Below are 24,816 nucleotides of genomic sequence, written 5' to 3' on the forward strand. Positions count from 1 at the left end.
CATGACCATTCGAGTTGCTATTACCGGTTACGGCCGCATCGGTCGAAACGTCCTCCGTGCTTTTTATGAAGAAAATAAATGGCCGGACGTCAAGATCGTTGCCATTAACGATACTGCAAAACCCGAAGCCACCGTTCATCTGACCAAGTTCGACACAACACACGGCAAGTTCAACGGTGACGTTTATTGGGACGACGGTCATCTGGTCGTGAACGGAGACCGCATTTTCATGTGCTCCGAACGTGATCCGAAGAAGCTTCCTTGGAAAGATCTGGACATCGATATCGTTCTCGAATGCACCGGTGCATTCCGCGATAAAGAAGGCGCAATGCAGCACATTGAAGCCGGCGCCAAGAAAGTTTTGATTTCCGCTCCCGGCAAGGACGTTGACGCCACCGTTGTTTACGGCGTGAACCAGAATGTTCTCAAGGCAAGCGACGTCGTTGTTTCCAACGCTTCCTGCACAACCAACTGCATGTGCCCGTTCGTTAAGCCTTTGATGGACAAACTCGGCATTGTTGACGGCATGATGACCACCATCCACGCTTTCACAAACGATCAGGTTCTCACCGACGTTAAGCACAAAGATCTGCGCCGTGCTCGTGCCGCTGCCGACAACATCATCCCGACAAAGACCGGTGCCGCTAAAGCCGTCGGTGTTGTGATTCCCGAACTGAAGGGCAAGCTGGACGGCTACGCCATGCGCGTTCCGACTCTGAACGTTTCCGTTGCCGACCTTACTTTCAACGCCAAGCGTCCGACAACCGTTGAAGAAGTCAACAAGATCATTCTTGAAGCTTCCGAAAGCCCTGAACTCAAAGGCATTCTCGGCTACAACGAACTGCCGCTGGTTTCTTCCGACTTCAACCACACTTCCTTCTCCTCTATCTTCGATGCCACCCTGACTAAGGTTATCGACGGTACGCTGGTGAAGGCTGTTGCTTGGTATGACAACGAGTGGGGCTTCTCCTGCAGAATGCTCGACACCGCCGTTGCAATGTACAACGCGAAGTAATTCTTAAAAATAATTGATCAAACCCCGCTTCGTCGGGGTTTGGTCTAACAGGAAAGAAGATCCATGAAAGTCAAAACACTTGAAGAATTGGTCAATGAAGGCGCGCTTGAAGGGAAGCGTGTTTTTATTCGTGCCGACATGAATGTTCCCCGCGATGCAGAAGGCAACGTTACTGACGATCATCGCTTGAAAGAATCCATGCCTGCCGTGAAGATGGCTCTGAAAGGCGGGGCCGGCGTGATGGTTTGCTCTCACTTAGGTCGTCCTAAGGAAGGCGAACTCACCGAACAGGACAGCCTGGCAAAAGTTGCCGAAACTTTCGGCAAGATGCTCGGCATGCCGATCCGTTTTGAAAAAGAATGGCTCGACGGCGTGGACGTTAAGCCCGGTGAAGTCGTAATTCTTGAAAACTGCCGCGGCAACGTCGGTGAGAAGAAGAACGATCCCGAACTCGTTAAGAAGATGGCAAAGCTTTGCGATATCTACGTTAACGACGCTTTCGGAACGGCTCACCGTGCTCAGGCTACTACTGACGGTTTGGCCCGCGAAGCTGAAGTCGCCTGTGCCGGTCCTCTGCTGGCCAAAGAAATTAAGGCTTTGACTAAGGCGGTTGCCGAAGCCAAGCGTCCGCTGGTTGCTATCGTCGGCGGCTCTAAAGTTTCCACCAAGCTGACTATTTTGAAGCATCTGGCTCCGCTGGTTGACACTTTGATTGTCGGCGGCGGTATTGCCAATACTTTCCTTCTGGCTCAGGGTCATCACATCGGTACTTCTTTGGCCGAACCTGCACTTGTCGGTGAATGCAAAGAAGTCATGAAGATCATGAAAGAGAAAGGCGGTCATCTTCCTCTTCCGGTTGACGTTGTCGTGGCACATCATATCGGTTATGACGCCGGCTTCAGAATCTGTGATCTTGACGATATCGAAGCAGACGAAATGATCCTCGATATCGGTCCGAAGACCAGCAAGATGCTCGCTGAATACCTGAAAGATGCTAAGACGATCATCTGGAACGGTCCGGTCGGCGTTTTCGAAATGGACAACTTCAAAGAAGGTACCCGCGACCTCGCTGAAAAAGTTGCTGAAGCTACTGCTAACGGTGCTTTCACGATCGTCGGCGGCGGCGATACGATTGCTGCAGCCAAAGCCTTTAACGTGGCAGAGAAAGTTTCCTATATCTCCACCGGCGGCGGTGCTTTCCTTGAGTTCCTTGAAGGCAAGACATTGCCTGCCATCGCAGCGCTTCAAGAAAGAACGAAATAATCTTTTCCTCTGATGCAGCAGGGCCTGTCGATTTCAAAATCGGCAGGCTTTGTTTTTTGACAAAAGGATTGCCTGATTTTGGACTTAATAGAAATAGGAAAACTTTTAAACGTGACAAAACAAAAGCCGCCATCAAAACTGAGGCGGCTTTTTGAACAGATTTCTGTCCTAGCAGGTTAATGCTGTTTTAAAACGTACTTTCTCCAAAGCTGAACAAGAAGCGCGCAGGAGAAGGGAACCAGAGCGGCAAGGATACCGACAACCAGAATCAAAGAAAGATTGTTCTTGATGAACGGGATGTTGCCGAAGAGGTAGCCGGAAAGAACGATGCCGCCGACCCACACAATGGCACCGCCGCCGCTGTACAGCTCAAAACGCAGCGGATTCATCTTGGCAGCACCGGCAACCAACGGGGCAAATGAACGGACGATCGGTACGAAACGGGCGAGCACAATCGTTTTGCCGCCGTGTTTCTCGTAGAAGTCATGCGTTTTTCTCAGGGCATCTTGGTCAATCCAGCTAATGGAGCCGTCGTAAATCTTATTGCCGAGCCAATTGCCGATATAGAAGTTCGTTGTGTTTCCGAGGATCGCACCGAGAGAAATGATGACGATGAGGAGCCAGGGATTCAAAGCACCTGCTGCGGCAGCCGCACCGGCGATGAATAGGAGAGAGTCACCCGGGAGAAAGGCACAAATGACGATGCCGGTTTCGCTGTAGAAGATCATGAAGAGCACAAGATAGACCCACCAGCCGTAGGTTTGTGCAATGTACATGATGAAGTGATCCGCATTGCGGAACAGTTCCAAAGTAAGTGTCAGAAAGTCCATTTTCTTTTTCTGTAGTCAATGGATCGAAATTGTAGCGGAATTGTTGAAAAGGACACTGAAAAAACAAGTCGGAAATTAGAAGTCTCTCTGTTTTGCTTTGGAAAAGAAATGGTTAACCTTCACCTCGATCCTGTAGGAAAGAAGAAAGTTTTCGACCATCTCATAGAAATCGGCAAGATGTCTTCCACAGGTCATATCGGTACGCATCTTGACTGCTGCACCTGTGCACCTGAGAAACCTGAGTATGAGATTTCAGCGGTAGTTTTAGCCTGCAAGGACGGCATGCCAGATGTCGAGACGTTGGCAGAACTCGGCACCCTCGAAGGTAAAGCACTTGTCCTGCACACGGTAAATCACGAGACAAACGGCTATGGATCTCCGGAATACTTCAAGAAAGAAACTTTCGTTTCTAAAGACACCTTAGAAAAAATCTTTGAACTCAAGCCGCTTTTCGTCATCATTGATTCCCACGGTTTAGGTCAAAGCGGTCCGACTCACGTCTCAATAGATAAGAACTGCGAAGCGCATCACTGCCATGTGATCGAAAATGCCGACCTTTCTTCTTAGAAAGACGAAAAAGAAATCAAAGTCCGGATCAACGTCGATATTGACAATCCGTCTACCGGACAGCCCTGCACGGTGGTTCGTTTGGACTAAGTTGGCAAACTAAAAACGCCGGTGTGTCAGAAAATACATCGGCGTTTTGTTCGTGAAGATAAGGATCAGTTTTTCGGATCCGGATGCTGTCTCCACTTCTTAACGATATAACCGATCACAAAGGGAGCCAGACCGAGAACGATACCACCGACAAGGATGAGAGAAAGATTGTCTTTGATAAGGGGAATGTTTCCGAAAAGATGTCCGGCTGAGAGAATGATGCCGGCCCAAAGAACAGCACCTACCGTTCCGCTGACCTCGAAGTTCAGTCGATTCATTTTTGCGGCGCCGGCAACCAGCGGAGCAAAGGAGCGAATGATCGGAACGAAACGAGCAAGGACGATCGTGAGCTTTCCGTGTTTGGCAAAGAAGGCTTGAGTCTTTGCCATCTGCTGCTGATCAATCCATTTAATAGAGCCGTCATAGATCTTATTGCCAAGGTAGTACCCTATGGCGTAGGCCACGGTGTTCCCGAAACAGGCGCCGAGGGCTATGGCGAAGAACGCACCAAACGGGTCGAGGATGCCGGCTGCACTGGCAGCGCCCGAGACAAAGATAAGCGAATCGCCGGGGAGCAGGGCGCAAATGACGATTCCGGTCTCTAGAAAATAGACCGTAAAGAGAAATAGATACACATAGATGCCGTATTCCGCAGACATATGAGCAATGAATTGATCGCTGTTGCGGAACATTTCTAAGAATGCGGTAAATAAGTCCATTGTTTTCCTCGACTATTGAACTTGATTGTAGAAAAGGCATTAGGACGCATAGAACCGAATTGCCCAAAGTAGTCTGAGGATTCGGCGAGTGGAGCTCTTGCAGGCCGATCGCGACTGCTATAAGGTTAGAAAACATGCTCTCACCGTGAAGAGACGAACAGAAAGACGAATCACATGGAAGACACAACATTGGAAGCAAAGCGTCCTGAAAGAAAAATTCAGGAGCTCTCGGATCAGTTAATTAGTCAGATTGCAGCCGGTGAAGTGGTTGAACGACCCGCGTCCGTTGTTAAGGAACTGGTCGAAAACGCCATCGACGCCGGTGCCGACTCGGTTGAAGTCCGCATCGAAGGCGGCGGCATCAAGCGCATCGTTGTCTCGGATAACGGCTGCGGTATTCCGAAGGATCAGCTTGCTTTAGCTGTTAAGCGGCATGCAACAAGCAAGGTTTCCAATCTGGATGAACTCGAAAGTGTGAGCTCGCTTGGGTTCCGCGGAGAAGCGCTTGCCTCGATCGCAAGTGTCTCTGACATGAAAGTGATTTCCAGAGTTGCCGGGGAAGATGCCTTTAGCATTGCCGACGGGGAGATATCTGCAGCGTCCGGCAATAAGGGCACACGAATTGAAGTTGCTGATCTCTTCTATAAAACTCCGGCACGCCGCAAGTTTTTAAAGAGCGAAGGCACGGAGGCCGCTCATTGCCAAACGGTAATTGAGCGCATTGCTTTGGCCTATCCTGAGGTTGCCTTTTTGTTTGTCGCAAACGGGAAAGCGATTATCAATCTTCCGGCCTCTTCTATTGAAGAACGATTGACGCGTCTGATGCCCCGAGACTTTAGAGATGCCCACCGCGCATTGGATGCCAAGGCGCCGGCTCTTCGGCTTTACGGCTGGGTGTGTCTTCCAACCGCTGCACGCAGCCGTGCCGACTGTCAGTATTTCTATGTCAACGGCCGATTCGTTCGGGATAAGGTTTTGTCGCACGGCGTTCGGATGGCTTACCAAGACGTGCTGCACGGATCGAGCCAACCCAGCTATTGCCTTTTCCTTCAGATGGATCCGCACAAGGTTGACGTGAACGTACACCCGACCAAGAGCGAGGTGCGCATGAGAGACTCTCAGGCTGTTCATCAATTTATCTTCCATGCAGTTGAGGAAGCCCTAGCCAGGACGACCATTGTGGATCCTTCTAGCGGAGAAATTATGGACACGGCTCTGCCGTCCTCTCCGCGAGATGCCTCTGCTCAGGCTCCTGCCGAGGCTCCGGCGGCCGCTCCTTCAGTCAATCCGTCTCAGTTCAAGTATGCACAGCCTAAGCCTTCGAGGGCGAATACAGAAGCTTATTTGGATTTCTCATCCCCGCGGCCTAAGAGCTTCCAGAACTCCTTTCCGACGACGATTGCAGCTATGAAGGTGGATCAGGCAAGCCTCTCCACAACGAATATCACATCCAAACCTGCAGTAGAAGTACCGAAAGGACTTCAGCCGCTCGGACGGGCTGTCGGACAAGTCTGCGGAACGTTCATTATTGCTGAGAACTCAGCCGGCATGGTTTTAGTTGATATGCATGCCGCTCATGAACGTATCCTTTACGAGCGTCTCAAGAAGAGTTTTGATGAGCGCAAGATGCCGATGCAGGATATGCTCATTCCTCTTGTCTTTACCGTAACCACTGAGCAGATGGCGACCTTTGAAGATGCTCGTGAGGAATTGGAGCAGCTGGGATTGGAATTAAGTGCTGTCGGGCCGAACCAGCTGAGCCTTCGAAGCGTTCCTCAGTTGATGATCAATCAAATTTCTCAGGCCGGCCCAACGATTGTGCGTGAGGTGCTCGATGACTTCCGTGAATATGGGAAGAGCACGGCAATGACGGAGAAGCGCAACGAAGTCCTCTCTCGAATGGCCTGTCATGCTGCGGTTCGCGTGAATCGCATTCTGACGATAGAGGAAATGGACGCGATTCTGCGGCAAATGGAACAGACGGATCGCGCAGACGAATGTAATCACGGACGTCCGACCTGGGTTCAGCTGACCGCTAAAGAGCTAGACAGTTTCTTTATGAGAGGTAAGTGAAGATGTCGAATTCTCAGGCCATTTTATTGTTGGGCCCGACGGCCAGCGGCAAGACTGCATTGGCGCTTCGCTTAGCCGAAGAAGTTCCCAGTGAGATCATTTCGATCGATTCTGCCTTGGTCTATCGGCACATGGATATCGGTACGGCTAAGCCGACAAAAGAAGAGCTAGCAGCGGTTCCGCATCATCTCATCGACATCATTGAACCGACGGAAAGTTATTCTGCGGCTGATTTTGCACAGGACTGCGTAAGACTTGTTGAGGAAATCCGAAATCGCGGAAAAGTACCTCTGATTGTGGGCGGAACCATGCTCTATGCCAAGGCCGTTAGAGAAGGTCTTTCTCCGCTTCCGGCAACCGATCCGGCGGTTCGCGAAAAGATCGGTGCAGAACTGAGTGAAAAAGGCTTGCCGGCCCTTTATGAAAGGTTAAAAGAGGTTGATCCTAAAACCGCCGATCGTTTGGCGCCGGCAGATACCCAGCGCATTACAAGGGCTCTGGAAGTTTTTGAGATGACAGGTAAACCGATCTCAGAACTTACGGCTCAAAAAGGAGAGCCGCTTCTGAACCTCAGCTCCTACGCGCTGCTTCCTCCGGACCGAGCAGTGCTTCACGCGAGGATTGCAGAACGTTTTGAGCTGATGATTAAAAACGGCTTCTTAGAGGAAGTAAAAAATTTAATGGCTATGCCGGGCATGCATGCCGACCTTCCGAGTATGCGGTCGGTCGGGTATCGTCAGGCATGGAACTACCTTTCTGGTTTGGCGACCTTTGATGCGTTCAAAGAAGCGGGAATTGCTGCAACCAGACAGCTGGCAAAACGCCAGATGACATGGATGCGCTCTATGCAGAACACGCAGCTGCTCAATCCTGATGAAAAAGATGCTTCTTTGGCCGTGCTCAAAAAAGAAGCCGAACAAATTTTGTCCGGCTTGCAAAATTAAGTTTTAGTGGCTTAGAACTTCGGGAAGAGTTTGTCTTCTTTAGAGGTCAGACCTTTCAATAAGGCTAAGCCGCCTGTTCCGTGTCTGCCGAGAACAGAAACATTGGCGAGGTGTTTTCCGTTTCCGGAAATGAACACAATCGCGTGCATCTTGTTGTTGGCACTGACATAAGTAAAGCGATAAGCATTCTGTCCCGGAATCTGAACCGGATTGCCGAGAACTCTCATTCCCTGCTGCTTGTAGTTGTTTGCCATGATTTGAGCGGCTTCTTTCGGAGCTTTGTCCGAAGGAATGACGGTGATGAGCACGCCTTCCCCTGCCTTACGGCTGGCGAATAAAGTTGCGAAGGTATTCGGTGGGACAGAGCCCGGCTGCATTTTCTGCTGAGCCCAGTCACCGGTCAGCGGTAAAGAAAAGTAGGGGCAGGTGAAATCAGCAGCGGTTGCAGGAAGGCAGACAAAAGTTGCGCAGGCGGCAACGGCTGAAGTGAAAGCGAAAAATTTTCTTCTTAGCACGATGATCATCCTTAGGATTGTTTGTAACAAAGTATTTCTCATTTTAGTGCTTTTAGCATGAAAAAAGCGCCGGATGACCGACGCTTTTAGAACAAACACTCAGAGGTGCTAATTACCTGATGCAACGTTCAAAACATTGCCTTCCAAGTCTTGTCGGGAGCCGTTGTTGAGTTTTGCGCGTTCCTTATCGCGGATCTCTTCTGCACGCTCGCCGACCCAGTAATTGGCGTTCTTGATGCCGAGTTTTTCCGGGTGGAAAACCGGGTCAAGACCGATAGCAAGCTGCTTTTCATAGTCGCGCAAGCAGAGGAATGCCTTCTTGTTCAGCAGCAAAATGGCGATGATGTTCAGCCAAGCCATCAGACCGACGCCGATGTCGCCCACGGCCCATGCCAGATCCGCCGTTTTAACGGCGCCGAAGATGCAGGAGCCCATGACAAACAGCTTGAGGATGAAGAATAAGAACGGACGGTGTAGTTTTCTATTGATGTAGGAAACGTTGGTTTCTGAAATGTAGTAATAAGAAAGGATCGTTGTGAAGGCAAAGAAGAACAGAGCGATGGCAACGAATGCCTGTCCGAATCCGGGCATTAAGCCTTCAACCGCAGCCTGGGTGTAGGCAGGACCTGTGGCGACGTCTTTCAGACCGATGAACATCGGGGCATTGTCGGGACCGACAACGTTATAGCTTCCGGTGATGAGGATCATGAAAGCAGTGGCAGAGCAAACGAGCAGCGTGTCAACGTAGACAGAGAAGGCCTGAACCAACCCTTGTTTTGCCGGGTGGCTGACGGAAGCTGCGGAAGAAGCGTGAGGGCCGGTACCTTGGCCTGCTTCATTAGAGTAGATGCCGCGTTTGACACCCCAGGAGACTGCCAGACCGATGATGGCGCCGAAAGCAGCGTCTACACCGAAGGCGCTCTTGACGATGAGCACAAGGACGTCGTCCAGCAGGTCAACGTGCATGAATACGATGACTAGAGAGAAAATCACATAGGCCTGAGCCATGAAGGGCACGACCAGTGTTGTGAAGGCTGCGATTCTCTTTAAGCCGCCGAACACAATGAAGGAGAGCAGAGCTGCGATGAAGCCCGCGGAAATTGCCGGAGCGATGCCGAAGGCGTTTTCCATGGAGGTTGCAATTGCATTAGCCTGCACGCCGGGAAGGAAGAGGCCGCAGGAGAAGATGGTAACAATCGCGAAGAGCCAGGCAAACCACTTGATGCCTAAGCCGCGTTCAATGTAGAAAGCAGGGCCGCCTCGGTATTCACCGTTGATTTTTTCTTTATAGACCTGACCGAGTGTGGATTCGACGAAAGCAGAAGAGGCGCCGAGGAATGCAACCATCCACATCCAGAAGATGGCGCCGGGGCCGCCGAACGTAATGGCAGTTGCCACGCCGGCGATGTTGCCCGTACCGACACGACCTGCAAGGGTCATGGACAAAGCTTGAAAAGAGGAAACACCGGTGACGTTGTCTTTCGGCTGAAAGAGCAGCTGCCACATATGTTTAAGATGTCTGAGTTGTAAGAAACCGCCGCGCAGAGAGAGGAAAAGACCGGCGCCGAGGCAAAGGCAAACCAATGCCGGGGACCAGACAATTCCGTTGACGGTATTAATAAATGATTCCATTTGGCCAAACTCCGAAGGCTTTAAAGTTATTGCATAAAAATAAGGTACCGCAAATTAAATCAAGTTCACGACACAAAAATTAGTTTTTTTTTGATTTTTCAAATAAAAATCCCGCAAAAATTTCAATTATCTCGGTTTTTTTGCGTTATATGGACAAAACAAAAGCCGGGCGGACCCGGCTTCGGTCGAGAGCTGAATTGGATTCAGCTCCGAAATGTTACAGCAAATTAATGCTGGACTTTCTCAAGGATCGGTTCGGAAACGCCCTTCATGCCGACAAGAGTCAGAGCGGTCAGGAAGGCGACCTGAGGACCTTGGAAAGCGTCTTTGGCATTCCAGCGTTCGGACAGAGCATGGTTGTTTTCTTCCGTGCCGCCGGCGCCGAGCGTCGTAGCCGGCAGGCCGTAGAAAAGAGGCACGTTCTGGTCTGTTGCGGCCAGTGTGTATTTATCCAAAGAAATGCCTAAGGACAAGAGAGAACCGTAAGCAGCCTGGATGACGGAGGCGTCATCGGCGTTCATGCCGGCAGGACGGTCACCGATCTGTTCGATCTTCAGGGAGACCATGCCGTCGCCTTCAAGACCCCAGCGCATATTTTCTTCGTCGCAGGCGGCTTCAATGGTTTCAAGAACGGTCTTAACGAAAGCTTCGAGCGCAGGCTGATTGAAGCTGCGGATGTCGAGTTCGGCTTCAGCGCGTGCGGCAATGGCGTTGACGCTGGTACCGCCCTTGATCACGCCGAAGTTGAAGGTGCACTTCGGATCGGTCGGAACTTTGAGTTCGTCAACACGGACGATAGCGCGGGACAGGCCGTGGATAGCAGAGCCGACGATACCGAACTTGTGGAGGCTGTGGCCGCCGGGGCCTTCGAAAATAATGCGGAAGCGTTTGCAGCCGACGGCGCCGCGCAGGATGCGGTGAACGTTGGCGGAGTCGATAGCGATCATGCCGTCATAGTCGTTCTTTTCTTTGAAGAGCGCTTTGCAGCCGCGTAAGTCGCCGTTGCCTTCTTCACCTAATGTGCCGACGAAGACGATGTCGCCGACGGTTTCAATGTTGTTTTCGTTCAGGCAGCGGATAACCTGCAGCATGGAGGCTAAACCGGCCGCGTCATCGGAGATTCCGGGTGCGGCGTAGACGTCTCCGTCTCTGTGAACTTTGCAGTCGGTACCGGCCGGAAAGACGGTGTCGATATGGGCGCCCATGACGAGCGTAGGACCGCTGCCAGTGCCCTTTCTGCGGCCGATGACGTTGCCGATGGCGTCCTGTTTGACATCCGTCAAACCGTACTGTTTGAACATGCCGAGAAGAACCTTTGCTCTTTCTTCTTCATGGAAGGGAGGGGCGGGAGTTTCAGTCAAAATGATCTGGTCGGCAATGCGCTTTTCCTGCTGCTTGACGGCCAGTTCGAGGGCTGCCTCGACCTGAGCGTTAGAGCGCAGGGTTTTGATAATGTCTTGTGTTTTTTCTGTGCAGACGGGACGCGGATCGGTCATATCTTTCCTTTGAGGTTGTTCGATAAAAAGCAGGGCGCCTTGAGTCACCCATAATCCTCAATTGTTTCAGAAAGTTGCAATTATGGGAAGGTGGGAAAACAACAATGGATAAGCGAGGGAAAGTTTCTGAGAAATCTTTGGAGAAATGATTAGAGAAGCATCTGCGGGCCGAAATAAAAAGAGCGGAGTCCTTTCGGAGCTCCGCTCGGTACTGCAAGCAAAACTTTTTAGAGGGCAGAGATACGTTCGATCTGCTTGCCGGGATCGACAACGATGGCCTTCATGCCGCGTTTTTCAATGGCGTCCTTGCCGTGTTCGGTACAAATGACCGTTGCGCCCTTGGAGACCAATTCTCCGTTGAAGAGAACCTTGCGGCCTTCAATAAAGGAAGCCACCGGCATCTGTGTTGCGAAGTCGTACACTGTGATGTCTGCGTCTGCGCCGACAGAGAGGTGACCTTTGTTTGCCAGACGAAGCATACGAGCCGGGTTCAAAGAGGTCTTCTGAGCAAACTCGCTGAGACTCAGAATATCGAGTTTTACGAGAGATAAGCCCTGAGAGAGGATGACGTTGCGAGGAATGCAGCCGCCGTCCGTGGAGATCGCATCAACGACGAAGGAGCCGTCGTCGCGTTTGGTCTGAGCCAAGGCGATACGGGGCAGCGGAGGATTGATATTGAAGCTTCCGCCCACATTCGTGTCTGCAGCTTCCCAGCGGCGAAGTGCTTCTTCACCGGTCATCAGATCGGAGTAACCGCCGGCGTCATAAACCACGAAGGCTTTTCCGGCTAAGAGTGCGGCTCTCACACCGTCTTTGTCTTCTGTGAAGCCGAAGGCTCTCAGGCAGTTGCCGGTCACTTTGGACTGGATCTTGCCGTCCTTATCGCATGTCAGACGAGTGCCGTTCTTCGGAGAGACATAGCTTTCGCAGAAGATGTTGGGATTAGCTTTGAGCAGATCAATTGCAATGGCTGTTTCTTCCATGGCGTCTTTGATGGCGCCGCGGCAGTAAGCATTGATATGAGCTAAATGCATCGGATAGCCGTCAGCCATCTTGACTGCTTCAATCATGCCGTTGATGTTGGAGCCGTTCTTAGTTGTACCGGCATGCCAGGCAACGTAGGCTCTGCGTTCGAGAGCGGTGCGGATCAGCAGAGAAGAAACTTCCGGTTCGAGCGGATAGTGACCGCCGAGGAGTTTGACGCCAAGCGCGCCTTCTTCCAGAGATTTATCGATCAAGTCGATCATTTCCTGCTGGGAAGGATTGGCATCTTTGAAAGTGAAGGGAGGAGAGGCAAACTGGAGAATTGCCATGTTAATGCCGACGCCGTATTCAGGAACGTTGTCGAGGATGTTGTCCAGAGGACCGGCCATGTCCAGACAGGTCGTGACACCGTTCATTGCCAGCATTCTCGGGCCAAAGGGAGAGCCCCACATTTCACCGAGGTGGACATGGCTGTCAATAATACCGGGCTGAAGGGTTTTGCCGGTGAAGTCGATGACTTCTTTAGCTTCTTCCGAAATGTCGCGCTGGACCTTGGCAATTTTGCCGTCCTGAATGGCGACATCGGCAATGCCGTTGACGGAATTCAGGGGATCGACGACCCAAGCATTCTTGAGAAGTAAGTCGTACATGTTTTCTCCTTAGGATTAATTGATCAAAGGCAGATCAATATGTTTTGAAGATCTCTTTAATTTTTTCCTGATCGGGCCCGAACTTCTTAAGGCTTAACTGAAGCAGGATTCTTGCTTTTTGAGGATTTAAGGTTCCTGAGGGAATAATACCGTTGAGTTGCCACCGCGTCATCCCCTCCGTTACAGGGCCGCTGCCGGTTCGGCTGGAGCGGACGCAGATGACATCTTTAGCCTCCTGAAGGACGGGTTCGAAAACCAAAGGAACCGAACCGTTGCCCGTGCAGCTCAAAACAATACCGTGGAAGCCCTTGTCAACGGCCGCCTCGAGCAAGTCCGGGTTTTGGTCGGCGCAGCAAAGAAGTGCACAGACTCTCGGATATTCGTCAGCGGTGTCTGTTTCTCCGACTTCGAAGCAGGACCGCAGTGTATGCGGCTTGACGGATTCGGTCAGGAAATCAATCTGATCCCCGATGATGTATCCGAGCGGGCCGCTGTTCGGAGACTTGAAGGTTTCTACGGCAACGGTGTTGGTTTTGACGACGTCACGTGCTCCGTGAATCGTGCCGTTAAGCGAAACGAGAACGCCTTTACCGGCCGCTTTAGGAGAACCCGCCAAACGGACGGCATTTAGAAGGTTTAAAGGACCGTCGGCGGAAACCGCTGTAGCCGGTTTCATGGAGCCGGTAAAGACAACAGGTTTCTCAGTCTTTAATGTCAGATTCGCAAAGAATGCGGTTTCTTCCATCGTGTCGGTGCCGTGTGTTACGACAAAACCGTCAAAGTTTTCCTTGGAAAGTTTGTTGATCAGACACACGAGCTCCAGCCAGTTGGAGAGCTTGATGTTGCTCGAACCGATATTGAAAACAGAGAAAGTAGCGATTTCAGCGATGTCATTAAGCTCAGGCAGAGCCGTCACAATTGTATGAATGTCGGCATCCGTGATGCTGTAGCCCGTCATTTGCGTTGCATTTGCACCGCTGCTGACGATGGTGCCTCCGGTTCCGATGACGGCGATTTTCGTTTTTTTCATAGCGGTCTCGTATGTCCGAAAAATAGAGCGCGGAAAGGAAGCCCTTCCCGCGCCGGGGAGAGCTTCTTACCTCATAAAGATGGCAAGAAGAATAACTGCAACAACCATCGGAAGGAAGGTTCTCTTTGCAACGTCAAAAGGATTGGCCTTAGCCAAGCCGGCAACAAGAATGGTGATGCCGGCAATCGGGGAAGCCGTGCGGCCGGCAGCGCCTGCTAAGAAAGCCAGAGAGCCGAGGCTGTGGATCTGCATACCGAATTCCTGAGCATGCGGAGTGACGGCACTGTTGAAGGCCATGGCGCCTGCGTCGCCGCTGCCCATCAGAACGGAGAGGACGAATGGTCCGATCGAGCCGCCCCACTGTGCAATTTCCTTGGACTGAACCATCAAAGCGATGAGGCCTTTAATTAACCCGGAAGCGGTTAAGCCCGCAGCCAGCACGCCGGCGGCAATGATGATGCCCATGATGCTGCCGTAGGAGTCGCCCATACCTTTGAAGAACTGCTTGGAGAACTGCTGCGGGTCGCACATAGCAACGATCAGGCAGACAATCGTACCGATCAGCATGGCTGGTGCAACGCCCATCTTGACCGAGGGAATCCAGAACGTGAACACGAGCATGAGGATGATCGGGATCAGCGGAACGAAAGCCTTGATGGGGCTCGGCTTAAAGGAGGACGTTTCTGCATCGGCGGCAGGGTTGGCTTCCGCCATTTTTTCGCCTTTGTTGTCGCCCAAAACCCAGCAGACAATGCACAGGCCAACGGCGCCGACCACACCGATCATCAGGGAGTAGATGCCGTGATAGCTGATCAGGTCCATGATGGACATATGAGCCATGTCGGAAACATAGGCGTTGTGAGACAAGCCCGGAGAAAGTAGAGAACCGGTGGTGCCCATCAGGACGGCTGCTGCAGCGGCGGCCGGTTTGAAGCCTGCTCTAAGCAGCAGAGGAATCAAGGTCGTACCGACAACGGCGCCCACACCGGCAGCTGAGGGAATAGCGATGTTGATCGCAAAGGTAAGCAGCGAGGTGATCGGAATCATCAGGATGCCGAAGTTGCGGATCGGACGCGTCAGATAATGCACTAAGGAACGGTCGCACTCTGTATAGGTAACGCAATAGGCAAATCCGGTAGCCGAGCAGATGGCCGTGATCAAAGCACCGTTGGTCATGGTTTTGGCAAAGGCGTTTAAGCCGGCCATTGGGGCGAGGGAAATACAGCAGAGAATGAAACCGCCTCCGAACAGCACCATACGGGTTTCGTACTGTTTGATCAGCATGTAGCACATGACGATCAGGACGAGGATGGCAATCCAGCCTGTGATTGGCATAGTTTTCTCCTTTTTATGGGAATTTTGGTTGGAAACCTCTTTGTGGTTTGAGGCTATACCAATATTTTAGGATCAGGCTTCGGAAACCGAAGAATAAAATCTATGCCGCGTTGGAATACTTTATGATTTGTAATTGTCTTTTATTTGTATGAAATTAAAGGATATTTGCCCTATCCGACCGTAAAATCTTCTTTGACCCAAGGTGCGAATTTGAGACTTTCGGGAATAATGTTTTCTTGAACGAATTGCTTAGCAATGTCGGCAATGATCTCGGATTCCACGACAAATTCCTGTTCCCGGCCGATTAAATACACTTCTCGGCTAAAACTGGGTTTTTGCATTTCTCGGACGATGAAATGAGGATGCATGTGAATGTTTTCCAGGACGGTAGTCGGCCGAGAAAATCCCCAGCCGATGCCCTGGGAGACGAGCGTCACTAGAAGTGAATTGGTGTCGACGGAGATTTTGTCCGGAAACCTGAGGCCGTGTGTTTTCATGAACATCTCATTGATTTCTCCGGCGCCGCTTTCGTTCCAGTAGCGAATGAGCGGCAGTCCGCAGACGGCAAGGCGCTGCCAAGTCCAGTTTTGATTAGGGTCTTTTTCAAAAGATTTGGGAAGGATTAGCACAGAAGGTTCATGAAACAGCAGCCTTCTGAAAACATGCGACGGCTCGGTGGAAACGTCGTTCGTGATAATGAGATCGAGCTTTCGCTCAATCAGTCTTTGTATCAGGACATTGGCGCTGGCCGTCAGCATGACGACCTGAGACAGGTTGGGCAGAAGATTTTTGAGGATCGCCACGCCCAGATTTAAATGAAGACTTTCTAAGATCCCGATACGCAGGATCGGCTTAATGTAGTTCTTGCTTTGCAGCGAGGACAAAGAGCGTGTCATCTCGCCTTTGAGACCCCGAAGCTGTCGGTGCAGCAGATGGGCTTCCGGGGTGAGTGTCAGCGGCCGGGAGTTGCGGATGAACAATTCAAAGCCGATGGAATCCTCAAACTTCCGAATGATCTTCGAAACAGCCGATTGAGTGATGCCGAGAGCGTGGGCAACGGCAGAGAAGCTTCGAAAATCACAGCACATGAGAAAAACGCGGGTCTCATTGCTCAAGATGGACTCTGTAATGGGTTTGCTCATGTTTATCCTTGAAACCGGTTTCTGTTTCTTTTCAGTGTAATGAAATTAAAAACAATTGAGCCTCCCGAAGGAGGCTCAATTAGCGAGAATACTAATGCTTAGCGCACAGCGCAGGCGGCTTCGCCGGCCGGCAGCGCTTCAATGACACCGATGCGATAGACGGTTTCGCCGGCAGCTTTCAAAGCTTTCTGAGCTTTTTCAGCATCTTCAGCGGCAACGATGACGGCCATGCCGATGCCGTTATTGAAGACACGGTACATTTCGTGGTCTTCAATATGACCTTCCTCCTGGAGCCAGTCAAAAACGGCCGGACGCTTCCAGGAACCTGCCTTGATCACGCACTGAGTGCCTTCGGGCAGAACGCGGGGAATATTCTCAAGCAGTCCGCCGCCGGTGATGTGGGCCATGCCTTTAATGGTCACGCTCTTCATGGCTTCAAGAACCGGCTTGACGTAGATGCGTGTCGGTTCCATAACGGCGTCTGCCAGAGTCTTTCCGTCGGAAAGCTTGGTTGTCCAGGGTTTGCCGGAAACTTCAACAACTTTGCGGATTAAAGAGAAGCCGTTGGAGTGGGGACCGCTCGAAGCCAGTCCGAGAACGACGTCGCCCGGTTTGATGCGGCTGCCGTCAATAATTTGGCTCTTTTCGACAATACCGACGGCAAAGCCGGCAAGGTCGTATTCACCGGCCGGATACATGCCCGGCATTTCGGCCGTTTCGCCGCCGATCAATGCGCAGCCGGCCAGTTCGCAGCCGTGTGCGACGCCTTTGACAACGCGTTCGGCAACGTCGACATCAAGATGACCGCAGGCGAAGTAGTCAAGGAAGAATAAAGACTTAGCGCCCTGAACCAGGATGTCATTGACGCTCATGCCGACCAAGTCCTGGCCGACGGTGTCGTGACGATTCAGCAGGAAAGCGAGTTTGAGTTTGGTACCCACGCCGTCCGTTCCCGTAACGAGAACCGGTTCCTTGTAATCTTTAGAAATTTCAAACAAGGCACCGAAGCCGCCGATGGAACCGAGTACCCCGGGAATCAGGGTCTTTTTGGCAAAGGGTTTAATGCGTTCAACTAACTCGTCGCCGGCATCAATAGAAACGCCGGAGTCTGCATAGGAAAGAGGTTTTGTCATCTTTAACAGCTTTGAGATTGAAGATTGGGAATTGCTCAATTCTAGAGGAGAAAAAGCCGCTGAACGGCATTTCAATTCCGCGCATGAGGATAACAGCTAACAAGACGTTTTCTCAAAGACTGTGTAACAGCACGCAAACGAAAAGCCGGCAGTAAGCCGGCTCTTTGAAGCTAAAAAGGATGGTTTAGTAATGTTCAGCGGAAATGATCTTGTGCGCAAGAGCTTTGGCGCTCATTGCGCCGAACGGGCCGCGGCCGTCGGATAAGAAGATTGCAGGCGTCCCCTGCAGTCCGAGATAATCGGCCAGCGCGATGTTTTGTTCAATCATCTCTTCCGAATATTCATTCGGCATTCCGGTGGGCATCTGATCGTATTTCATCCAGCGAACCAAGGCGTCTGCCTTGTCGGCGCTGGAGTAGATGCACCCGGCGATTTCTTTGGATTCTTCGCTTAAGAACGGCCAAATGTAGCAGTAGATGGTGACGTTCATTAAATTGGCGAGCGTTTCGCGGCTGAGCCGTTTGCAGTAAACACACATCGGATCCATGAAAACAGCGAGCTTACTCACACCGTTGCCTTTCACTACCTTGATTGCGTTTTCTTTAGGCCATCGTGATTCATTAAATGTCATTGTCATGGAAATTTCTCCGATCGAGTACGGCCTAGGATAAACCCGAGGAAAAGGCGACGGGGTATACCTGTTTCGTTTTGAGTAGCAAGCAGAATGATCTCAGTCTTATCGAGAAACCTTTAGAATCCGAAAAGTAAACAAACAGACTGATGCAGGTTAACGATTTGGTTGAATCCGAGAAAGACAAGAAGGAACAAATAAGGGGCCAGCTTCCTTTGGATTTTTTCCCTGAAAAACAGCCGACTCTCTCTAATTTTATTGTGGGGTCGAACAGCGAAGCTGTGGCCGTGATTTCCGAGCTGAAGGAAGGACGCGGACCGCAGTTTACTTACCTTTGGGGATATGAAGGTGTCGGCAAAACACACCTCGTACGCGCTTTGGGCAAACAAAGCGAGGGCGTTCCTGCTTTCGACGAAAACCGCACAATCTACGCCGTAGACAATGTTCAAGATCTGACGCCGGAACAACAGCAGGAGCTGTTCGTTCTTTACAACACCGTGCGCGAGCATCCCGGAACCCATCTTGTCGTGACTGCAGACCGCAGCCCGAAAGATTTTGAACGTCAGGGCTTCCGTAAAGACCTTACCAGCCGCTTCAGCTGGGGCGTTGTTTTTGAGCTATCTCCGCTGTCTGACGAACAAAAGCGCCAGGTTATTTTGGAGGCGGCGTCTCAGACCGGCCTGAAAGTGGCGCCGGAAGTTCTGAACTGGATCGAGAATAATTTTCCGCGCGACATGCACACGATGAGTAATCTGCTTCACAGCTTGGACCGTTATGCCATGTCAGCCAAGAGAGCCGTGACCATCCCCTTGATCAAAGAATGGCTCGAACGCAATCAAGATACAAAGGAAGATCGGTGAAATACGCGTTTTTTGATTTAGACGGCACCTTGATTCCCGTCGACAGCTCAATCCTGTGGGCCGAAACCTTGCTTTCCCACGTCGGCAAAGATGAAAAGCAGCTTCGCGCCGAACGAATTCAATACGACGTCGACTATAAAAACGGCTGCCTCGATATCAATAAATTCGAAGATTTTGAAATGAAGCTGCTGGCGCGTTTCCCGCGTCGCGAACTCGATGAACTCCGAGTTCAGTATCTAAAGCGGGACATCATGCCGCACGTACTGCCCATCGCAGTGGATCTCGTCAAAAAATACCGTGAGGCCGGTGCTAGAGTTGTGATGATTACTGCCTCGTACCGTTACGCGGTGGAACCGATTGCCGAGCTTTTGGGTATCCGCGATCTGATCTGCGCCGAGCCGGAGGAAAAGCCCGACGGAGAGTTCACAGGCCGCTGGATCAGTGAAAACTTTGCAACGCAGAAGGTTGTCAATGCCGAACGCTTTATACAAAAGTGCGGAGGCTCGACAGCCGATCTTAAAGAATCGGCATTCTTTTCCGATTCCATGAACGATTTTCCGCTGCTCGAACATGTGGCCCGTCACGGAGGAAAGGCAGTAGCAACGAATCCCGATGACCGGTTAAGAAGTACGGCTCAGGAGAGACATTGGGAAATTCTAGAATTATTCAGCGAACATAAGCTGTTCTAAAAGCTTCTGTCCGTACGGAGTACGAGAGTTGGTTAAAGAAAAAGAGGGCTTCAAAGCGAATGTGCCGACAAAAATTCGGAAGAAAGCTCATATTGTTCCGAGAGAAGAAAACGGAATTGACCTCTTGGCCGTGAGCCCTTTTGCAATATCCGTCTGCCAAAAGCTTCAGGACGCCGGATATAAAGCTTTTATTGTCGGCGGCGCCGTACGAGATTTGCTGATCGGAGCCAAACCGAAAGACTTTGATGTCGCCACCGATGCGACCCCGGAAGAAGTCAAAAAAGTCACAAGACGCGCCATCATTATCGGAAGACGATTCCGCCTTGTTCATGTCAACAAGGGCGCCGAGACGATTGAAGTGGCGACTTTCCGCGGCTTTGCTAAGCAAGGCGTGACAAAAGACGAGGACGGCGTCATTACCAACGACAACGTTTTCGGCGAGCAGTATGAAGATGCCGCCCGCAGAGACTTTACCGTCAATGCGATGTATTTCGACCCGATCAGCGGCGACCTTTACGATTATCACCACGGATTAGACGATATCCGCGAGAGAAAAATCCGCATGATCGGCGATCCGGCCACTCGCTACCGCGAAGATCCGGTTCGCATCCTTCGTGCGATACGAATTGCTGCCAAACTCGGTTTTACGATCGACGAGAAAACCGCCGCTCCGATGCACTACATGCAGACGCTGCTGCTCTCGGTTCCGAGTGCACGTCTGGCAGATGAATTCTCAAAGATGGTTTTAAGCGGATCAGCCGTTGCCTGCATGGAGCTCATGAACCGCTATGACATCAGCATTCCGATTCCGCTTTTTGATGTTTTGAAGCGCACCTTTGATCTTCCCTTTGTTCGTAAGGGGCTGGAGCGCTGTGATGCTCGTGTCGCGTTGGGCAAATCAATTTCCACCAGCTTTCTTTTCGCTGTTCTGCTGTGGCATGAGATGAAGGAAGAAGTGGCTAAATCTACCGGTAAAACATCCGGACAGATTTACGAAGAAGCCGCCAAGAACGTGGCTGATAGTTATCGCTGGGATGGACTGCAGTCTCGTTATGTTAGCGACATGGCCATCATCTGGAAGCTTCAGCCGAGATTTTTAGTCAGAAGCCGCCGCGCTGCAATGAAACTTCTTCAGCATCCGCGTTTCCGTGCTGCTTATGACTTCCTTTTGCTTCGCGCTTCCAGCGGCGACGCCTCTCATGAACTTGCCGACTGGTGGACGGCCTACGAAGGCGCAACGGACGAAGAGCGCCTGGAAATGAGTAAAGAAGCCGAGCAGCAGGACCGCAAAGAGCGCGAACGTCTGCGTCAGGAAAGAGCCGCCGAAGGTAAAGAAGAGGGCGCGGAAAAAGATAAGAAGAAACGCCTACGAAGGCGCAAAAAACGCTTTGACAGAAGCAAGCCGTCCAAATCGGAGAAGGTTCCCTCTGATAAAGAAAAGACAGCTGAGTAAGCCATGATGCAGCAGGTGTTTATCGGGCTCGGCGCAAATCTCGGCGAGCCCGAATCTACATTAAAGGAAGCAGTTCTCCGAATTGCCGATATTCCGGGTGTCCGCTTCGTTCAAGTCTCCTCACTTTATAAAACGGAACCCATTGACTCGAGCGGTCCGGATTACACCAATGCCGTCCTGGAGATAAAGACGGAACTATCTCCCCGATTATTGCTGACACAACTTTTAGCAATTGAATCGGACTTGGGGCGTGTGCGCCCGGCGGGCGTCCATAATGCGCCCCGGACGATTGATTTAGACCTTCTTGCCGTCGGAGAGCAGTGCTCCGAAGATCCTTTTGTTCTCCTTCCGCATCCGCGCATGACGGAGCGGGCCTTCGTGTTAGTTCCTCTTGCAGAGATAGCGCCGCAGTTTAATATTGCGGGAAAAGGTCAGGTTCAAGCCTTTTTGGCTTCTACGGCTGACCAGCGAATTAACCGATTTAAATCTGCCGAGGAGTGGTTCGGCAATTTAGGAGAATGCAATGGATCAGAAAACGGAACGCAAGCCCGTTAGACTCAGCACCATCAAGAAGATGTACGAGGCAGGAGAGCCGATCGTGATGCTCACCTGCTATGACGCAACTTTCTCTTCCGTTGAAGATGAGGCCGGTGTAGACATCAAACTCATCGGAGACTCTCTCGGCATGGTGATGCAGGGACGTGAGACAACGCTTCCCGTGACCATTGACGACATGGTTTACCACACAGCCTGCGTAGCCCGCGGCAATAAATACGGGCTGGTGTTAGCAGATATGAATTTCGGCAGCTACCTTGTCAATGAAGACGAGGCGGTGGCCAATGCCGTAAAACTGATGCAGGCCGGCGCCCACATGGTTAAATTCGAAGGCGGTACAGAAGTTTGCCCGCTGGCCCGTCGTTTAACCGCGATGGGAATTCCCGTCTGCGGACACGTCGGTTTTACACCTCAGTCCGTTAACGCCATCGGCGGGTACTTCGTTCAGGGCAAGACTAAGTCCGGAGAAGAAAAACTTATGGCCGACACTCTGGCCCTGCAGGAAGCCGGCGCATCCATGATCGTTCTGGAAATGGTTCCGGCGGATGTTGCCAAACGAGTGACGGAAGCTTTGAGCATTCCGACAATCGGTATCGGCGGAGGCTTAAATTGCTCCGGTCAGGTTTTAGTATTACAGGATCTGCTGGGAATCTTTCCCGGCCGTAAACCGAGATTTACTAAAAACTTTATGGAGGGAGCCGCAAGCATCAAAGAAGCGGTGGCTAATTACGTGAATGCCGTTAAAAACCGCGAATTTCCGGCGCCTGAGCACTCCTTCTGATTTTAAAAAAAATGAAAGTTGTTCACACAATCGAGGCTCTTCAGGAAGAGCTCAAAGGAAAGAAGAATATTGCTTTGGTTCCGACCATGGGCAATCTTCATGAAGGTCATCTGCATCTGATGCAGGAAGCCGGCAAGTACGGCGACACGGTGGTTGCGTCGATTTTTGTCAATCGTCTTCAGTTCGGCCCGAACGAGGACTTCGACCAGTATCCCAGAACTTTGGAAGAGGACTGCAGAAAGCTTGAAGAGCAGGGTGTCGTTGATTATGTCTTTGCGCCGAGCGAAAAAGACATGTATCCGCAGCCTCAGACTTTCCGCGTGAAGCCCGATCCTGCCTTGGCTGATATTCTCGAAGGATTTTATCGTCCGGGATTTTTTGAAGGCGTCTGCACGGTTGTCATGAAGCTTTTCTGCATCGTGCGACCGGACGTCGCAGTTTTCGGTAAAAAAGACTACCAGCAGCTGACGATCATCAAGGAAATGGTCCGCCAGTTCGGCATGCCGATCCGCATTGTTCCGGCAGAACTGCAGCGCAATCAGGAAACCGGACTGGCGCTCTCTTCCCGCAATCGTTACTTGGGCGCACAGGAACTTGAAGACGCTACATTGCTCTACAAGACAGTCAAAGGCGTTAAAGATGCGCTGGAAGCCGAGACGGCAGATCCGGACGTGTTGGAAGAAAGAGCAATGAAGATGCTCGACGGTCACGGCTGGATTCCTGATTATGTCGCCGTGGTTCGCAGAAGCGATCTGCTTGCACCGACAAAAGACGATCTGGTTAATAGAACGCCGTTAGTCGTTTTAGCAGCCGCAAAAATCGGCACCACACGTTTGATCGATAACGTCGAAGTGTTCTAAAAATCTAAGTACGAGTTCTCAAGCGCCCGGAAGAGCGGCTTGAGAACGAAGAGAAGTTTTTTATCCGGTCGGTTAGGCCGGATTTTTGTATCCGCCTCTCTTCTGCTGAGAGACAGAAAAGGAAAATCGATGATTGTTCGAATTGCTGAAATTCAAGTTGATCCTGCAAATCTTGAGGAATACCTCGAACGCGCTCGGACGATCGGAGCAGAGTCAGTTTCTGAGGAACCCGGTGTGATTGCGATTTTTCCGATGCAGGATAAGAGAAACCCGGGGAAGATCCGAATTTTAGAAATTTACGAGGATGAAGCTGCTTATCAAGCTCACCTGCAGACGCCTCATTTTCTGACGTACAAAATTTCAACGCTGAGCATGGTTGAAAAACTCGACTTAGTTGACATGAATCCGCTTGATGAAGCAGCAATGCCGTTGATCTTTAAGAAGCTTGCTGAACGCAAGTAACCACACTGCCTCAGATTTGTTTCTGCTTTTTCGGGCCCGATTCATGAAGCTTAGGCTCGGAGTGCTGCAGATGCTAAGCGCATTTTTTGCCGGAAAGTCTTGCACAAGTACGGACGCAGATTTTGTCTAATGGATTTACCTAGGGGTTTGCGTTATTCCTGCTGAAAAGCGGCCCAATGTGGGTTTGACTGTGGCATGATGATCAGAATGGCCGCGACGTATACGCGGTGACGAATTCTTATATTGGAGTCTATTAAATGTTGATGAAAAAGCTGCTTTGGACAGCATGCGCTGCAATCGCATTGACTGCTTCCGCCGGTATTAATGCTGAAGAGTATGTCGTCGGAACAGGTGCGACTTATCGTCCCTTCGAATATGAAACACCGCAGAAAGAGCTTGTCGGTTTCGACGTTGATTTGATGCGTGCCATCGCAAAGGCCGAAGGTTTTGACGTTAAGTTCATCAACACACCGTGGGAAGGCATTTTCGCGACTGTCGATAAAGGCGACCGCGACATCATCATATCCGGTATTACGATTACCGACAAGCGCAAACAGGTTGTCGATTTCTCCAAGCCCTACTTCCTGGCTCATCAGCTGATCCTGACCGATAAGTCCGTCAAGATTAACAAGCTTTCCGACCTCTCCAAAGGCAGCGTAGCTGTTGTGAGCGGTTCTGCCGGTGACGTTGCCGCTTCCAAGGCATTCGGCAAAGCCTCTACAAGAATTCGTCGTTTTGACAACACTCCGCTTGCTCTGGAAGAACTGAATCAGGGCGGTGTCGTCGCTGCAATCGGTGATATCGGTGTTCTGGCTTTCTACGCTCGCAACAATCCCGACAAGCACTTCAACATGACCCGTGATCCGGCTTTCGAAGAACAGTATTTCGGTATTGCTGTTAAGAAAGGCAATCAGAAGCTGATCGATAAAATCAACGCCGGTCTCGATAAGGTTGTTGCCAGCGGTGAATACAACAAGATTTATCGCAAGTGGTTCGGTACTGATGCACCGAAGCTTCCTCAGTAACAGGAACTAACCAATGAAATTGCCCGATCTACATGGTCGGGTAATTTTTAAATAAAATCTCGGGAATTTTTAATACCAAGGA

At 51.1% G+C, this 24,816-nt stretch carries 24 protein-coding genes; 13 read left to right on the top strand and 11 right to left on the bottom strand.

Going from position 1 to position 24,816, the window contains the following annotated elements; all coding sequences use genetic code 11:
* Position 1: 1 nt before the first annotated feature.
* Both gap and ACZND6_RS03550 read left to right on the top strand, forming a co-directional pair.
* The gene (gene gap / locus ACZND6_RS03545; protein ID WP_046448451.1) at positions 2–1,015 is read left to right on the top strand and encodes a type I glyceraldehyde-3-phosphate dehydrogenase; all 1,014 of its coding nucleotides are present in this window, start codon (positions 2–4) and stop codon (positions 1,013–1,015) included.
* Positions 1,016–1,078: 63 nt separating this feature from the next.
* A complete protein-coding gene (locus ACZND6_RS03550) occupies positions 1,079–2,278 on the top strand; it encodes a phosphoglycerate kinase (RefSeq protein ID WP_293185856.1) in 1,200 nt (399 codons plus the stop codon).
* A gap of 176 nt (positions 2,279–2,454) precedes the next feature.
* On the opposite strand, the gene ACZND6_RS03555 is transcribed toward ACZND6_RS03550, so the two are convergent.
* Positions 2,455–3,108 carry a VTT domain-containing protein gene (locus ACZND6_RS03555; protein WP_370748533.1) on the bottom strand — a complete coding sequence of 218 codons (654 nt, stop codon included), beginning with the start codon at positions 3,106–3,108 and terminating at the stop codon, positions 2,455–2,457.
* 108 nt (positions 3,109–3,216) lie between these two features.
* Between ACZND6_RS03555 and ACZND6_RS03560 the strand changes: the two genes are divergently transcribed.
* Entirely contained in the window at positions 3,217–3,675 is a 459-nt protein-coding gene (locus ACZND6_RS03560; RefSeq protein ID WP_293736981.1) for a hypothetical protein, read from the top strand.
* A 155-nt stretch (positions 3,676–3,830) separates the two neighbouring features.
* Here the strand turns inward: ACZND6_RS03560 and ACZND6_RS03565 are convergent, their stop codons facing one another.
* Complete coding sequence (locus ACZND6_RS03565) at positions 3,831–4,484, bottom strand: VTT domain-containing protein (RefSeq protein WP_300873902.1); 654 nt, start codon at positions 4,482–4,484, stop codon at positions 3,831–3,833.
* Positions 4,485–4,658: 174 nt separating this feature from the next.
* Here ACZND6_RS03565 and mutL point away from each other — a divergent pair, with 174 nt between their 5' ends.
* Both mutL and miaA read left to right on the top strand, forming a co-directional pair.
* Positions 4,659–6,557, top strand: a complete 1,899-nt coding sequence (mutL, locus tag ACZND6_RS03570; RefSeq protein ID WP_293736979.1) for a DNA mismatch repair endonuclease MutL — start codon at positions 4,659–4,661, stop codon at positions 6,555–6,557.
* 2 nt (positions 6,558–6,559) lie between these two features.
* On the top strand, positions 6,560–7,501 hold the full coding sequence (gene miaA / locus ACZND6_RS03575; protein ID WP_293736978.1) for a tRNA (adenosine(37)-N6)-dimethylallyltransferase MiaA: 942 nt from the start codon (positions 6,560–6,562) through the stop codon (positions 7,499–7,501).
* A gap of 11 nt (positions 7,502–7,512) precedes the next feature.
* Here the strand turns inward: miaA and ACZND6_RS03580 are convergent, their stop codons facing one another.
* The 9 genes from ACZND6_RS03580 to ACZND6_RS03620 all read right to left on the bottom strand — a co-directional run bounded on the left by ACZND6_RS03580 (position 7,513) and on the right by ACZND6_RS03620 (position 18,055).
* Positions 7,513–8,025 (bottom strand): Tat pathway signal protein, encoded by a 513-nt coding sequence (locus ACZND6_RS03580; RefSeq protein WP_293737048.1) that lies wholly within the window; start codon positions 8,023–8,025, stop codon positions 7,513–7,515.
* Positions 8,026–8,124: 99 nt separating this feature from the next.
* A complete protein-coding gene (locus ACZND6_RS03585; RefSeq protein ID WP_293736977.1) occupies positions 8,125–9,648 on the bottom strand; it encodes an alanine/glycine:cation symporter family protein in 1,524 nt (507 codons plus the stop codon).
* A gap of 227 nt (positions 9,649–9,875) precedes the next feature.
* A complete protein-coding gene (locus ACZND6_RS03590; RefSeq protein WP_293736976.1) occupies positions 9,876–11,192 on the bottom strand; it encodes a M20/M25/M40 family metallo-hydrolase in 1,317 nt (438 codons plus the stop codon).
* Positions 11,193–11,371: 179 nt separating this feature from the next.
* A complete protein-coding gene (locus tag ACZND6_RS03595) occupies positions 11,372–12,778 on the bottom strand; it encodes an amidohydrolase family protein (protein WP_293736975.1) in 1,407 nt (468 codons plus the stop codon).
* A gap of 34 nt (positions 12,779–12,812) precedes the next feature.
* Positions 12,813–13,808, bottom strand: a complete 996-nt coding sequence (locus ACZND6_RS03600) for an asparaginase (RefSeq protein WP_293736974.1) — start codon at positions 13,806–13,808, stop codon at positions 12,813–12,815.
* A gap of 66 nt (positions 13,809–13,874) precedes the next feature.
* Positions 13,875–15,143, bottom strand: a complete 1,269-nt coding sequence (gene dcuC, locus ACZND6_RS03605; RefSeq protein WP_293736973.1) for a C4-dicarboxylate transporter DcuC — start codon at positions 15,141–15,143, stop codon at positions 13,875–13,877.
* 170 nt (positions 15,144–15,313) lie between these two features.
* Positions 15,314–16,285, bottom strand: coding sequence for a LysR family transcriptional regulator (locus ACZND6_RS03610; protein ID WP_293736972.1), 972 nt, complete (start codon positions 16,283–16,285; stop codon positions 15,314–15,316).
* 98 nt (positions 16,286–16,383) lie between these two features.
* Positions 16,384–17,418: a phosphoribosylformylglycinamidine cyclo-ligase gene (purM, locus tag ACZND6_RS03615; RefSeq protein ID WP_293736971.1), complete on the bottom strand. Its 1,035-nt coding sequence runs from the start codon at positions 17,416–17,418 to the stop codon at positions 16,384–16,386.
* 184 nt (positions 17,419–17,602) lie between these two features.
* Positions 17,603–18,055, bottom strand: coding sequence for a DsbC family protein (locus tag ACZND6_RS03620; protein WP_008810687.1), 453 nt, complete (start codon positions 18,053–18,055; stop codon positions 17,603–17,605).
* A 143-nt stretch (positions 18,056–18,198) separates the two neighbouring features.
* Here ACZND6_RS03620 and ACZND6_RS03625 point away from each other — a divergent pair, with 143 nt between their 5' ends.
* The 8 genes from ACZND6_RS03625 (at position 18,199) to ACZND6_RS03660 (ending at position 24,734) form a co-directional block, all read left to right on the top strand.
* Entirely contained in the window at positions 18,199–18,909 is a 711-nt protein-coding gene (locus tag ACZND6_RS03625; protein WP_039895822.1) for an HdaA/DnaA family protein, read from the top strand.
* Entirely contained in the window at positions 18,906–19,598 is a 693-nt protein-coding gene (locus tag ACZND6_RS03630; protein WP_293736970.1) for an HAD family hydrolase, read from the top strand. The genes ACZND6_RS03625 and ACZND6_RS03630 overlap by 4 nt, the downstream gene beginning before the upstream one ends.
* Before the next feature lie 28 nt (positions 19,599–19,626).
* Positions 19,627–21,051, top strand: coding sequence for a polynucleotide adenylyltransferase PcnB (pcnB, locus tag ACZND6_RS03635; protein WP_293736969.1), 1,425 nt, complete (start codon positions 19,627–19,629; stop codon positions 21,049–21,051).
* A gap of 3 nt (positions 21,052–21,054) precedes the next feature.
* On the top strand, positions 21,055–21,606 hold the full coding sequence (gene folK, locus ACZND6_RS03640) for a 2-amino-4-hydroxy-6-hydroxymethyldihydropteridine diphosphokinase (protein WP_293736968.1): 552 nt from the start codon (positions 21,055–21,057) through the stop codon (positions 21,604–21,606).
* Positions 21,575–22,387, top strand: coding sequence for a 3-methyl-2-oxobutanoate hydroxymethyltransferase (panB, locus tag ACZND6_RS03645; RefSeq protein WP_022100202.1), 813 nt, complete (start codon positions 21,575–21,577; stop codon positions 22,385–22,387). The genes folK and panB overlap by 32 nt, the downstream gene beginning before the upstream one ends.
* An 11-nt stretch (positions 22,388–22,398) precedes the next feature.
* The gene (panC, locus tag ACZND6_RS03650) at positions 22,399–23,247 is read left to right on the top strand and encodes a pantoate--beta-alanine ligase (protein ID WP_293736967.1); all 849 of its coding nucleotides are present in this window, start codon (positions 22,399–22,401) and stop codon (positions 23,245–23,247) included.
* A gap of 129 nt (positions 23,248–23,376) precedes the next feature.
* On the top strand, positions 23,377–23,709 hold the full coding sequence (locus tag ACZND6_RS03655) for an antibiotic biosynthesis monooxygenase family protein (protein WP_293736966.1): 333 nt from the start codon (positions 23,377–23,379) through the stop codon (positions 23,707–23,709).
* 257 nt (positions 23,710–23,966) lie between these two features.
* A complete protein-coding gene (locus ACZND6_RS03660; RefSeq protein ID WP_489524397.1) occupies positions 23,967–24,734 on the top strand; it encodes a basic amino acid ABC transporter substrate-binding protein in 768 nt (255 codons plus the stop codon).
* Positions 24,735–24,816 lie beyond the last annotated feature (82 nt).

Source organism: Parasutterella sp. (assembly GCF_057870745.1).